The organism is Nocardia sp. NPDC057272 (assembly GCF_042668615.1).
Taxonomy (GTDB): Bacteria; Actinomycetota; Actinomycetes; order Mycobacteriales; family Mycobacteriaceae; genus Nocardia.
The window spans coordinates 54,325-66,911 of the sequence record NZ_JBHUYK010000010.1 but is presented as its reverse complement, the minus strand read 5'-3'; the positions used below and the strand labels follow the sequence as shown (position 1 = coordinate 66,911).

The 12,587-nt window shown below is 67.8% G+C and carries 10 protein-coding genes; 4 read left to right on the top strand and 6 right to left on the bottom strand.

The features are described from left to right. Positions 1-165 precede the first annotated feature (165 nt). On the top strand, positions 166-1,137 hold the full coding sequence (locus ACFULV_RS16165) for a hypothetical protein (RefSeq protein ID WP_378657235.1): 972 nt from the start codon (positions 166-168) through the stop codon (positions 1,135-1,137). A gap of 188 nt (positions 1,138-1,325) precedes the next feature. Here the strand turns inward: ACFULV_RS16165 and ACFULV_RS16160 are convergent, their stop codons facing one another. Further along, on the bottom strand, positions 1,326-1,964 hold the full coding sequence (locus ACFULV_RS16160; protein ID WP_378637478.1) for a TetR/AcrR family transcriptional regulator: 639 nt from the start codon (positions 1,962-1,964) through the stop codon (positions 1,326-1,328). Positions 1,965-2,066: 102 nt separating this feature from the next. On the opposite strand from ACFULV_RS16160, the gene ACFULV_RS16155 reads away from it, so the two are divergent. Together ACFULV_RS16155 and ACFULV_RS16150 are read left to right on the top strand one after the other, a co-directional pair. Then, positions 2,067-3,485, top strand: a complete 1,419-nt coding sequence (locus ACFULV_RS16155; RefSeq protein WP_378657232.1) for an MFS transporter — start codon at positions 2,067-2,069, stop codon at positions 3,483-3,485. A gap of 16 nt (positions 3,486-3,501) precedes the next feature. Then, on the top strand, positions 3,502-4,197 hold the full coding sequence (locus ACFULV_RS16150; protein ID WP_378657230.1) for an SGNH/GDSL hydrolase family protein: 696 nt from the start codon (positions 3,502-3,504) through the stop codon (positions 4,195-4,197). Positions 4,198-4,279: 82 nt separating this feature from the next. On the opposite strand, the gene ACFULV_RS16145 is transcribed toward ACFULV_RS16150, so the two are convergent. Continuing rightward, entirely contained in the window at positions 4,280-5,218 is a 939-nt protein-coding gene (locus ACFULV_RS16145; RefSeq protein ID WP_378657227.1) for a helix-turn-helix transcriptional regulator, read from the bottom strand. Between the two features lie 94 nt (positions 5,219-5,312). On the opposite strand from ACFULV_RS16145, the gene ACFULV_RS16140 reads away from it, so the two are divergent. Further along, positions 5,313-5,723: a VOC family protein gene (locus tag ACFULV_RS16140; RefSeq protein WP_378657225.1), complete on the top strand. Its 411-nt coding sequence runs from the start codon at positions 5,313-5,315 to the stop codon at positions 5,721-5,723. 41 nt (positions 5,724-5,764) lie between these two features. On the opposite strand, the gene ACFULV_RS16135 is transcribed toward ACFULV_RS16140, so the two are convergent. The 4 genes from ACFULV_RS16135 to ACFULV_RS16120 all read right to left on the bottom strand — a co-directional run bounded on the left by ACFULV_RS16135 (position 5,765) and on the right by ACFULV_RS16120 (position 12,569). Continuing rightward, on the bottom strand, positions 5,765-6,562 hold the full coding sequence (locus ACFULV_RS16135; RefSeq protein ID WP_378657222.1) for an HAD family hydrolase: 798 nt from the start codon (positions 6,560-6,562) through the stop codon (positions 5,765-5,767). Positions 6,563-6,969: 407 nt separating this feature from the next. Then, positions 6,970-9,207 carry an Hsp70 family protein gene (locus ACFULV_RS16130; RefSeq protein WP_378657220.1) on the bottom strand — a complete coding sequence of 746 codons (2,238 nt, stop codon included), beginning with the start codon at positions 9,205-9,207 and terminating at the stop codon, positions 6,970-6,972. Positions 9,208-9,965: 758 nt separating this feature from the next. Continuing rightward, positions 9,966-11,552, bottom strand: a complete 1,587-nt coding sequence (locus ACFULV_RS16125) for an FAD-dependent oxidoreductase (protein ID WP_378657217.1) — start codon at positions 11,550-11,552, stop codon at positions 9,966-9,968. A 12-nt stretch (positions 11,553-11,564) separates the two neighbouring features. Beyond that, a complete protein-coding gene (locus tag ACFULV_RS16120; protein ID WP_378637746.1) occupies positions 11,565-12,569 on the bottom strand; it encodes a diiron oxygenase in 1,005 nt (334 codons plus the stop codon). Between the last annotated feature and the right edge of the window lie 18 nt (positions 12,570-12,587).

Sequence of the window (12,587 nt, the reverse complement as noted above, 5' to 3'; positions counted from 1 at the left end):
CCCGCCACCACCTACACGGCCAGAAGTTCGCCTGTATCGCGTCTCTCGACACAACCGGATTCGGCATCCACGGTGGCACAGCTCACAGGGCTTCCACTCTTTACCCTATACCCCCCAGGGGTATATGTTCCTATCAACGCACAGCGAACTGAGAGAGGCGAAACGATGACCACCAACGCCCACGCCGGACACACCACACACGTCGACCCCGCAGCCCAGCCCGGTCACGTCGAACAGGGCACCACGCACGGCGGACATGCGGAACACGGCGGCGGTGCGCACGCCCTGCACAGCGGTCACGCGCCGCAGGGTGGCGCCCATGAAGGACACGAGGCCCACACCGAACACGGCGGTGGCGCACACGCCGGACACGGCACACACACAGCTGGGCACGATGCGGGTCTGCCCGGGGGCCTGCGGATTACGCAGGACGGGTACACCCTCGACCTCGAGACCACGATCGCCGAGCCCGGCAAGATCGACTTCCGATTCCGGATTCTCGGCCCGGACGGGTCGGCAGTGACCGAGTTCGACGCGATTCACGATCGCGAACTGCACCTGATCGTGGCGCGTCGCGAGCTGACGGGGTTCTGGCACGTACACCCGCGGCGGGAAGCAGACGGCACGTGGGCGATTCAGCTGGACCTCCCCGAAGCCGGGGCCTATCGGGTGTTCACCGATATCGCACCGCGCGCACTCGGCCGCACCATCACCCTCGGCGCCGATCTGGCGATCGCGGGACACTATGCGCCACAGCCGGTTCCGGCGGTGAACCGCGCCATCGACGTCGACGGCTATCAGGTGACCGTGGCCGGTGAGTTGCGTGCCGAGGGCGATCTGCTGACGCTCACCGTGCGCAAGAACGGCGAGGCCGTGACGGATCTGCAGCCGTACCTGGCGGCTTTCGGCCACCTCGTCATCCTGCGCGCGGGAGACCTCGCGTACGTCCACGTCCACCCCAACGGCGAACCCGGCGACGGCACCACGCCCTCGGGCCCCGAAGTCACCTTCCACACGGCGGTTCCGGGCCCCGGGACCTACCGCCTGTTCCTGGACTTCAAGCACGCCGATGTCGTCCGTACCGCCGCATTCACCCTCACCACGACACCCCAGCCGAAGAAGGAACACCAGCACTGATCCGAGGCCGCGACCTCCTAGCCAACGACCTCGACTCACCGGACACCAGCGCCACTACCAACACCGGTAGCGGCGCTGTCCGCGTATTCAGGCCAGACCCGGATGACACACCGGACCGCAGCGGCCCTGGCCGGAGCGCTGGGATCTCGTCGCATCAGACGTGAGTACGCGCCCGGCAGGCCGCCCGACTAGAGCCGACCAGGCTGAATTTCGCTCGGCGCTTCCGACAACAAGCGGGTCGCGATGGTACGGGCCGCTTCGACACGGGCCGAATCACCGGTCTGGCGAGCGACATTGGCGGCGCTCACGATCGCGTCCAGTTCGAAGACCAGCAGATCGGGGTCGGCGTCGGCGAGTTCGCCCATGGCCTGAGCCTTCCGGACCTCGTCGGCCAGGAAGGACAGCCAGTAGTCGTGATCGGCTACGACGGCGTCGCGCACGGGGCCGGGCTTGCTGCTGAATTCGGTGAGGGTGGCCACCCGGAAACAGCCGCCGGGGAAGGGCGGATTCTCGATGTGCGCGAACCAGCCGTCGATCATCGCGCGCACCCGGGTTCCACCGCGTGGCACGCGCAGGCCGGGCGCGATGACTCGTTCGATGAAGATGTCACGCCCCGCCTGGACGGCGGCGAGTTGGAGCGCCTCCTTGGTGCCGAAGAGGGTGGCGATGCCGCTCTTGCTGATGCCGAGGTCGGTGGCGAGCCTGCCGATACTGAGGCCGTCGAGACCCTCGACGGAGGCGAGTTCGGCGGCGCGCCGGGCGATGGTGGCGCGCGCACGGGCGCCCTTGGCCAACCGCTGATCGCTCGGTTCCGTCAACTGGGTCATGCGCATCATTGTTCCACCGCGGGGTTGCGAAGGCGAACGATCGGTCGTACTTTTATTTACGAACGATCGTACGTTCTTATTTCTCCCCTCGAAGGACTCCGCATGACCGACGTGTCAGCTCGGCCCGAAGATCCGCTCAGCACAGCTACTCCCGACAGCAGCGCCGCGGGCCGCACCCTCGTCGTCGCCTCTGGCGCGGCATTCATCGCCTTCCTCGACCTCTCCGTCGTCAACATCGCGTTCCCGACGATCGCCCTGAGCTACCCCGGCACCCCCACCGGGACGTTGACCTGGATCGTCAGCGGCTACGCGATCGCGTTCGCGGCGCTGCTCACCCCGGCCGGGCGCATCGCCGACGCGCTGGGTCGCCGTCGCCTGTTCGCGCTGGCACTGGCCGGATTCGCCATCACCTCGCTGCTGTGCGGGCTGGCGCCCGGCGCGGGCTGGCTCATCGCCGGTCGGGTCCTGCAGGGCATCGCGGCGGCGTTCATGGTGCCCGCGGCACTCGGGCTGGTGCTGGAGGCCACGCCACGAGCGAAGATCGGCGCCGCCATCGGCGCCTGGTCGGCCGCCGGTGGTTTCGCGGCGGTGGTCGGCCCGGCGCTGGGTGGCGCGTTGGTCGAGGCGTTCGGCTGGCGTGCGGTGTTTCTGATCAATGTGCCGATCGCGTTGGCGCTGATCGCGCCGGGACTGCGGCTGCCCGGCGGCGACCAGGGCTCCCGCGAGACGACGCTGCCCGATCCGCTCGGCACGCTCGCCGTCGCGATCGGGCTCGGTGCGATCGTCGCGGCCGTCACCGAAGGCCAGTCGTGGGGTTGGACCGCACCCGGCACGCTCGTCGCATTGCTCGGTGGTCTCGCGCTGACCGTGTTCGCGCTGATTCGCTCCCGTCGGCACGTCAATCCCGCTGTCGCCGTAGCACTGTGGCGTGATCGGCAATTCGCCATGGCGAATGCGGGTTCGTTCTTGTTCGGCGCCTCGATGTTCGCGTGGCTGCTGGCCGGTCCGCTGTTCCTCGATGCCGTCTGGGGCTATTCCGTCCTCGAATCGGCGGCGGCGCTGACCGTCGGCGCGGTGGCCTCGATGGTGACCGCCGTTGTCACCGGGCGGATTACGACACCGGCAGGCCAGCGGTGGGTAGGTGTGCTCGGTGCGCTGATGTCGACCGCGGCGCTGGTCTGGATGAGCACCGATGCCTTCGGGCCCGAACCCGCGCTGTGGACTGCGTGGATTCCGGCCGGCGTGCTCGGCGGCGGCGGAATCGGCATCGTCGTCACGGTGTTCGGCACCGCGGCAGCGAGTTCTGTTCCACCGCAACAGTTCGCGGCCGGGATCGGGATGAACGTCACCGCCCGGCAGGTGGGCGGAGCACTCGGCATCGCCGTACTGGCGGCCATCTTCTCGTCGACCTCCGACGACCCGCTTCGCTGCTTCCACCTGCTGTTCGCCGTGTGCGCGGCCATCAACCTCGCTGTCGCACTGCTGCTCGCCGCGCCGTCGCGCGCTCGTTCGACCGACTGAACCAGAGGAGATCGACATGCCTTCCAGTCCACCACTCTCCGTGCAGTTCTCCGCCGAGGCCGATGATCCGCTGGTACTGGCGCCGGAGCAGGCCGCCGCGTTGCTCGCGGGGGCACCGTGGCAGCGTTTCGCGGTACTCGGCGATTCGATCGCCGCGGGGACGGGTGACCCCAGTCCCGGGTACGCTCCCACCGGCTGGGCCGATCGGGTCGCAGCACACCTCACTTCGGTGAATCCCACACTGGCCTATCGCAATACGGGCCGGATCGGCGCGACCAGCGGTCAGGTCATCGACCGCCAGCTCGCCGAAATCCTGGAGTTTGCACCGGATCTCGTGCACCTCAGCTGCGGCGGCAACGACCTGTTCACCGCAGGCGGTGACGTCGATCAGCTGCGCACGAATCTGTCGACGATCCTCACCGCGCTGGCCGCCACCGGGGCACAGCTGTCGATTTTCACCGTGGCCGACGTGTGGTCCGTCGAGCGGATGGCCCCGATGCGAGCCATGCGGCCGCAGATGATCGCGTTCAACGAGGTGGTGCGGGCGGTGGCCGCCGAATTCGATGCGGTGCTCACCGAATTCTGGAACCATCCGCTGCGGTCGAGACCCGAGCTGATGAGCGAGGACCTCATCCACTTCACCACGAGTGGGCACGCGGTGGTGGCCGGTGAGGTGGTCAGGTCGCTGGCCTCGCTCATCGACAGGTCGTAGTGGGGGCGGGGCGGTCGAAGCAGGACCGCCCCGCACAGACCCCGTTGCTCAGTCGGCAACGACCTGTCCTCCGATGCGGCTCTCACCTGTTGTCGTGCACCAATCGAGTGCCGAGTGCGACCAGTTCGGATCTCACCTCGGCAGGACCGACCACCTCCACGTCGCCGCCCCAGCCCGCCAGCTGCCGGGCGACCATCTTCGCGGTATCGGCGGTGATCTGTGCTCGCACCCGGCCGTCGGGTGCCGGGCCGAGCAGAGTGCAGTTGCGGCCCTGCTGATCGGCCAGGATGGGGGCGAGCTCGGTGGAGACGAGAACCGTCGCGGAAACGGCGGCGCGCCGGCCCTCCATCTGCTCGACGATCTGAGCCCATTCCGCGTGTAGATCGAAATCCGCTGGTCGCTCAGCTGTTTCGTCGAGAGTGATGGCCCCGGCGATACGGTCGAGGCGGAAGGTTCGCTGCCCGCGGTCGGTGCCCGCGATGAGATACCAGACCGTCTCCTTCTCGACCATGCCCCACGGATCGATCGTGCGGACCGTGCGTTCCCCCTTGCGCAGGTATTCGATGCGCACGCGGCGGCGATCCACCACCGCACGCCGCAGCGTGTCGAGTACCGCGGGTGCTTGCGGATCGGGACGACCCCACCGCGCCGGATCGACCACCACCGCGTCGGCCGCGGCGGCCGCATCGGCGCGGAAAGTGTGCGGTAGGGCGCGGACCAGTTTGCGAAGGGCCGACTTCAGTTCGGGGGCGGCCTGGGCCGCCGGACCCGCGAGCAAGAACAGCGCCCTGGTCTCCCCCGCCGTCAGTCCGGACAGGTCGGTGCGGGCGCCGCCGATCAGCGACCACCCGCCCCCGCGACCCGATTGCGGATAGACCGGGATGCCCGCGGCCGACAAGGCCTCCAGGTCACGGCGGGCCGTCGCCACCGAGACTTCGAGCTCGGCCGCGACCTCGGCGGCCGTCACCCGCCCGCGCGCCTGCATCAACAACAGGGTGGCTACCAATCTGTCCGCTCGCATACTCGGTAATTCTGCCGAACAAAGTGCTCATTCGGTGAGCACTTTGGCTGGCAAGGTCGTTGTCACACCGAAGCGACAACCGAATGGAGCAGACATGCTGCGCGGAATGGCCACCACCACCTATTACGCCGACGACCTCACCGCCGCCAAGGACTGGTACAGCGAATTCCTCGGCATCGCACCGTATTACGAGGTTCCCGGCGGGTACTACGAGTTCCGGCTCGGACCGTTGCAGGCCGAGCTGGGAATCATCAACCGCGCGTATGCCCCGGCAGGCGCGCGCAATGCCCCGGGCGGGGGCGGAGTGGTGTTCTGGCAGGTCGACGACCTCGCGGCCACCTTCGCCCGGTTGCTCGAGCTCGGCGCCACCGAGTACGAGCCGATCACCGAACGCGGCGAAGGCGCCGGGTTCGCGACCGCGGCGGTGCTGGATCCGTTCGGCAATGTGCTCGGCATCATGGCGAACCCCCACTTTGTGGCGATGACCGCGTCGGTGTCGACCTAGGGCCCACGTTCAGGCTGTGGCACCGGTGGCGACAACCGCACTCAGGCGAACCAGCGCTCGAGGACGGTGGCCACGCCGTCCTCGCTGACGTCACCGGTCACCTCGTCGGCGAGGGCGAGCACCGCGTCGGGCGATCCTGCCATCGCTACCGAATGTGCCGCCCAGCGCAACATCTCCCGGTCGTTGAAGCCGTCGCCGATGGCCAGAGTCGCGTCGGCCTCGACGCCGAGGAGGAGCCGAAGTTGTTCCAGTGCCCAGCCTTTGGACACACCACGCCGCGAAACCGTGAGCCAAGGACCGTACTCGCCGTGTACCCAGGACGCCTCGGGCACATCGAACGTTTCCAGTAGGCGCAGCATCTCGTCGGGGCTGCCGTCTGGCCACCAGCCGTTGAGGCGCGGGGTCGGCACACTGCTCAGCGTGCGGTGGTCGACCAATTGGAAGTCGCCGATCGAGAACTCCCCCGGCCCGTGCCCCGTCGCCCAGGTACCGACGCCCACCTGTTCCGCGGCGAAGATCATAGCTGGGAACAGCGTGCGCAGCGCGAGCACGGCAGGTCCCGGATCGAACGACTGAACCGCGACCGGCTCGCCACGCGCCACATCGATGTGCACAGCACCGTTGGAACACAACGCATGCCCCTCGGCGAGCCCGAGCTCGCTCAGCACCGGACGCGTGGTGAGCACCGTTCGCCCGGTGGTCACCACCACATGCGCGCCCGCCGACACCGCCGCCCGCACCGCCGCTCCCACCCGCGCGCTGATATCGACCCCCTTCGCCAGCAGGGTCCCATCCACATCGAGCGCAATCAGCTTCGGCGCTCCCCCAGCTAAACCCACCGCCCCATTGTGCCCGCACCCACCGACACCCACCCCGGTTTCAGTACCAGTGCTCCGGCCGCCCCGAACCGCAAAGAACCCACCGCGGTGGCAGCGAACCGCGCCACCGACTCTCGTGGCAAGTCCTGCTCGAGTCGCGGCGAGACCGCGACATGGGCTGTGCGGGTGGCAAGATGCGCGAGTTCTTCGATCGCCGGCACCGTCGCGGTATGCGCCTCACGCGTGAGCTGCGCTCAGTGACTTTTCGGTGTCACCGTCGGCCGCGTGAACGAAGCTGTGAGCTTCCAGTTCTCGCGGCGGACGTCGCTCGCCTATCCGATGTATATCCCACGGGCGAGGCGGGGCCGACCCGTCAGCAGCAAGGCCCGCTGATGTCGCGGCGGAGCCACAACGGGCGTGGCCGATGGTCAGCGGCGTGAGCCGCCACCCCCGCCACCGCCACCGCCGCCGCCACCCCCGCCACCGGTAGAGCCACCTGCTGATGCACCACCTTTGGAGCCGCCCGAGGAAGCACCAGCGGAGGACGCACCACCAGCGGATGACGCACCCCCGGATGACGCACCCCCGGCGGACGCACCACCAGATGACGCACCACCAGATGACGCACCGCTGTCGGATCCGCCACCGGAGGACGCACCACCAGATGCACCACCACCGGACGCACCGCCACCCGACGCACCACCGCTCGACGCACCACTGTCAGATCCACCACCCGACGCACCGCCACCGGACGCGCCGCCACCCGACGCACCACCACCGGAAGCACCGCCACCCGACGCACCACCACCGGAAGCACCGCTGTCAGATCCACCGCCAGACGTACCACCACCGCCGGCACTGCCGCCGTTCGATGCACCGCCATCGGACGCGCCACCGCCGGTTGCACCGCCGGAAGTGTTTGTGCCGCCAGATGTTTCACCACCAGTCGAGCCGCCTGTGACACCTCCGTCAGTCGTACCGCCGGTCTGCGTTCCGACCGAGGTGCCGCCGGCCCCGCCGGTCGAAGTGCCGGGACTGGAAGGCGTTGTGCCGGTGCCGGTTCCACCGGTCGAGGCCGATCCTCCGACGTCGATCGTGACGCCGCCCGTGCTCGGCGTGGATGCGCCACCGGTCGGCGTGGAGGTGCCGTCCGTCGGTGCCGTACCCGGCGACGGCGCGGTGCCTACCGCGGGAACAGTGCCGGGCGAGGTCGGAGTGCCCGGTACTTCAGGGGTGCCGGGGCTCGAGATCGGGCCGCCGTGGGGAAGTTCGGGAGCACCGGGGCTGGTCGGTGTGTTCTGGGGTTGGGCGGCCTGTTGGCCGAAGGGTAAGGGATTGATGAAGCGGGCCGGGTCGCCGTAGGTGGTGCGGGCGAGGATCGGCGACTTGCAGTCGTTGCCGACGTCCAGGCGGCCGGGGGCGCCGCGGTCGGCGCTCCCGCCGGGGCGTGAAGTGCCGCCGGGCGCGGTCGCGGGGGCGATGAAGTTCTCGTAGGCACTGCGGGCCGCGGCTATGCTCGCCACCCGGATGCGACCGTTGAGCGGGTCGACATCACTGACCAGACCTGCGGTTCGGGCGGCGAGGAGGTCGGCGCTCATGTCGTAGAGCAACGCGTCGGCGGGAGCGCCAAGGACCGGGAACCGGTCGAGGACCGGCATCAGGCCGGGGTCGAAGGGGCTGCCGAACACGGTCATCGCCGACATGGCGAGCGCGGAAACGACTGCCGCGCTGGAGAACACCGCGACGTGCGGCACCGGGCCACCGGTTTGCTGCTCCGGCGCGAAGGTGCGAGCCGCCAAACCCGCAGCGCCCGAGGCGATCACCTGGCCGGGGTCGGCGACGGTGACGAGCGGAACGCCGAGTTCGGCGAGGGTGCGGGCGACTTCGGGCGGGCGTGAGGCACCGCCGACCACGAGAATGCGCGACAGGTCCGCGAGCCGCAGCCCCGCCGCGGACACGCTCTTGCTGACCAGCGGGAAGGTGTCGCGGATGTGTTCGGCGCGCAGCGCGTCGATGTTCACCATGGAGGTGAGGGTCTGGGTCGCGCGGCCCGGACCCGGGTCGCCCGCGTAGCGAGCGACCATCTCACCGAGCGGCTTACCGCCGAAATCGGAGGACCGCGTGGGAGTTCCGACCATCGGGTGGTGCGGCCAGTCGGGACCGACGCGCAGCACGGTGAGATCGAGGCTGGTGGCGCCCAGGTCGTAGACGAGCACGAAGCCCGGTTCCAGTGGGCCGCGATCGACCTCGAGCCATTCCGCGGCGGCGACCGGCTCCGGCACCAACAGGACCTCACCGGCGCCCGCGAGATGCAGCGCCTGGCCGAGTAACGAGACCTGTTTGTCGGTATAGACCGCCGGATAGGTCAACACGATCCCGGCGGGCGGTTCGGCCAGCTCGATCAGACCGGTGACCACCGCGGCGATCAGGTTGGTCGCCGAGTAGAACCGTCCGCCCATCACCATCGGCTCCGGCTCGCGGGTCAGATCCGCGAAATCCGTGATCGCCGAGGCGAATTCGTTGATCGCGCCGATACGGGGCCTACCCGCGTCGTCGAATGTCAGTGCGGTGCGTCGTGTGCGCACCGTCGGCTTGGCCGGATCGTCGGCGACTACCGCCGAAATCGCATTGACCGCACCGATACTCAAGCCCAGACCTCTGGTCATGTTTTTGCTATCCCGTCAACGCACCGTGACCACGTCCAGCACGCGAGCGCACCATGTGGCCGCGGTCGTCTTCCAAACAGCTCGCCTAGATTAACTGGCACGTCCGCGAATTGCTGCCGGATTGATACGGAAACCGCAACCATGCGTCACCACAAGGCGATTCGCGCAGGTGAGGTCGTTGAAGCCTAAATATCCACCCCCCTGAACACCCACTCCGCGATTCGCAGACTCCGAGAAGCAGCTACCTGCGAGTAATCGGACAGAGCGCCCACTGAATACATTCTTCGAGTTTGTTATCACGGACATTCAGCGCACTTACCGGCTGGTAACCAATTCATTTACTACCAACACGATTTCACTGGTGGCGAATTACATTCCCCCATTTCGAAGTTGGCCCGCTTTCACTGACACGTCAACGCAGCGACCGAATCCCGCCCGCGCGACCCCTGCGCACGCCGGTTGACCGAAAGGACGGAGAGACACCGACCGGATGTTCGAAAAACCAAGGGAAAGAAGGCACTACGCATGCCCACTCGATGCGCCGACCAGGTCGTACTCGTCAACGGCGCCGGCTCCGGCATCGCCAAGGTGGCCGCGCGCTGTTCGTCGCGACCGATGTCACCGTCGACGCCGATCTGCGCACGTGGCGCCGTATGTGGTCGCCGAGCACGCCGTCGTCGGACTCAGCCGGTCGCGCAGTAGGCACACGAAAGGCCCGCAACGTCTCCCAGTGACGTTGCGGGCCTTTCGCTTTTCGATCAGCTGCGAGCGAACAGCCGCTTCACCGAACGTTCCCTCTGCACCGCGGCGCCGCGGGCGACCGCCTGCGGGCGACGGGCGCGGACGAGACGGTCGAACTCGGCCGCGTCGCGGGTGGGCTCACGCAGCTTGCCGCCGTTGAAATCGTCGGCGAGCTGCTGCACGGTCTCCTGCGCACACGACTTGTTGGTCCCGATGAAACCGGTCGGGCCGCGCTTGATCCAGCCGGTCACATAAGTGCCGGGGAAGACCTCGCCACCGGGCGCGGTGAGTACCCGGCCCGCGTCGTTCGGGATCACCGCGCGGGCGTCGTCGAACGGCAGATCCACGGTCGGGACCCCTCGGTAGCCGACCGAGGTGAGCACGACACCCGCCTCGAGCAGTGTCGTATCACCGGTCGGCGTGGCGGCCACGCGACCTTCGGCATCGGCGACGAGCTCGTTGCGCTCCACCCGTACCCCGGTCACCGTGTCGGTGCCGACGATCTCCACCGGCGAGGACAGGTAGCGGAACACGATGCGCTTGCGCTCGCCGAACGGGCGATTCGCGACGCTGTGCAGCAGGCGCAGCTTCTGCTCGACCTTGTAGGGCAGATCCGGCGTGATCGCGGGCAGCTCGCCGTCGATCGCGATGTCGATATCGGCGGCCAGCAGGCCGACGAACTCGGGCACCGTGAACGCCGACTCGGCCGGACCACGACGGCCCAGGATCACGACCTCTTCGATCTTGCTCTCGCGCAATGCCTTCAGCGCGTACGGCGCGATATCGGTGTCGGCGAGCAGCGCCGGATTCACGGTCAGGATGCGCGCGACGTCGAGCGCGACGTTGCCGTTGCCGACAATCACGACCCGCTTCTGGTTCAGGTCGAACCGATCCTCGGCGTGGTCGGGATGGCCGTTGTACCAGGCGACGAAATCGGTGGCCGACACATTGCCCGCCAAGCCTTCGCCGGGAATGTCCAGCTTGCGATCCGAGGACGCGCCGACGGCGTAGATCACGCCGTGGAAGTGCTCGAGCAGCTCGGCATGGCTGATGTGCTTGCCGATCTCGACATCGAGGTAGGTACCGAAGTCGTCCTGCTTGGACATGATGTCGAACAGGTCGGCGACCTTACGCGTGTGCTTGTGATCGGGCGCGACGCCGAGGCGGGCCAGACCGTAGGCCTGCGGCAGGCGGTCGAACATCGTGACCGCGACACCGGGCTGGGTGAGCAGCTCGTCGGCGGCGTACATCGCCGAGGGACCCGATCCCACGATGGCGACGCGCAGCGGGGAGCGCTGCGTGTCGATCGCGGGCGGCATCACCGGCGCGGCCAACGTCGGCCGATCCCGCTGCACGCGGTAGAAGTCGGCGTTGATCTCGATGAACGGCTTCTGCTCGTCGGTCAGCTTCTTCGACGAGGTGATGGCATCGACGGGGCATGCGGTGGCACAGGCACCACAGTCCACGCAGGCCGCCGGATCGACGTAGAGCATCTCTGCGGTACGGAAATCCGGCTCATCCGGGGTGGGATGAATGCAGTTGACCGGGCACGCGTAGACGCACGAGGCGTCACTACAGCATGACTGGGTGACAACGTATGGCATATTGCTATCGTCTCAGGCAGCGTGCTTCGCGGAGCGCTTGGGCTCCGAGCGGTACCGGCTGGACGGGCCGTCGATACCGAGCAGCTTCCACACCTTGCGGGCGACCGGGTTCATCAGACCGATCTCCTCGGCCAGCGCGCGCACGTCGACGTAGTAGTCGGCGAAGGTCCGCTTCGATTCCTTGGAACCGTAGAACAGGTCCTTGCGGACCTCGGCGGGCATGTCGAACTGCTTGAAGAAGGTCTTCGGCGGCGTCGCGATGGCGCGGCCGAGGATGAACATCACGATCGGCATGGCGATCGAGAGCACAGCCTTGTTGAGCGCGGGCTGGGCCGGAACGTTCTTCTTCAGGAACTCGTGGGCGAAGGAGATGTGGCGAGCTTCCTCGGCCACGTGGATCGCCATCACGCCGCGCATGATCGGGTGGATGTCGTCACCCGAGCGCAGGATGTCCTTCTGGATGTGGTCGATCGGCTCTTCGCCGGCGAGCACGGCCATGAAGAAGAAGTTCGGGAACAGCGCACCGGCCGGGGCGGCCAGGTGACGCAGCTGACGCACGAGCGGGTTCATGCCCGGCACGTCGGCGACGCGGTTCACCATCTCCTGGAACATCAGAGTGTGGTTGTGCTCTTCGATCATCTCGTGCGAGCAGTACCGGAACTCCGGGTCGTTGTTCTTCAGGTTGAAGATGTGCTGCATCATGCCGATGATCAGGATCGCCTCGAACTGCAGGCCGACCTTGGCCACATTGGCCTGGCGGACCTTGCCGATCTCGATCTTCTTGTCCAGCGGCAGCGCCTGGTACCAGGGGTGGCGACCGATGGGGTCGGCCGAGGTGACCAGGACCCAGCGCTCGGGCTTGCAGTTCGGATCGAAGTCGGGGGCGTCCCAGTCGATGTCCTCGAACGGGTCGAAGTGGCGATCGACCGATGCCTCGGACAGCATCAGCAACTTCTCGGCGTACGCCTGAGCCTCTGCGACTACAGGATCGACGTCAGGGGTGGTGGGCGCAGACATCGTCGTCACTGCCTCTCC

Excerpts from the sequence above, each read along its gene's own strand:
- ACFULV_RS16145 (WP_378657227.1), bottom strand. The coding sequence starts at position 5,218 with ATGCGAGCGGACAGATTGGTAGCCACCCTGTTGTTGATGCAGGCGCGC.
- ACFULV_RS16125 (WP_378657217.1), bottom strand. The coding sequence starts at position 11,552 with ATGCCATACGTTGTCACCCAGTCATGCTGTAGTGACGCCTCGTGCGTC.
- ACFULV_RS16160 (WP_378637478.1), bottom strand. The coding sequence starts at position 1,964 with ATGACCCAGTTGACGGAACCGAGCGATCAGCGGTTGGCCAAGGGCGCC.
- ACFULV_RS16150 (WP_378657230.1), top strand. The coding sequence starts at position 3,502 with ATGCCTTCCAGTCCACCACTCTCCGTGCAGTTCTCCGCCGAGGCCGAT.
- ACFULV_RS16165 (WP_378657235.1), top strand. The coding sequence starts at position 166 with ATGACCACCAACGCCCACGCCGGACACACCACACACGTCGACCCCGCA.
- ACFULV_RS16130 (WP_378657220.1), bottom strand. The coding sequence starts at position 9,207 with ATGACCAGAGGTCTGGGCTTGAGTATCGGTGCGGTCAATGCGATTTCG.
- ACFULV_RS16140 (WP_378657225.1), top strand. The coding sequence starts at position 5,313 with ATGCTGCGCGGAATGGCCACCACCACCTATTACGCCGACGACCTCACC.
- ACFULV_RS16155 (WP_378657232.1), top strand. The coding sequence starts at position 2,067 with ATGACCGACGTGTCAGCTCGGCCCGAAGATCCGCTCAGCACAGCTACT.
- ACFULV_RS16120 (WP_378637746.1), bottom strand. The coding sequence starts at position 12,569 with ATGTCTGCGCCCACCACCCCTGACGTCGATCCTGTAGTCGCAGAGGCT.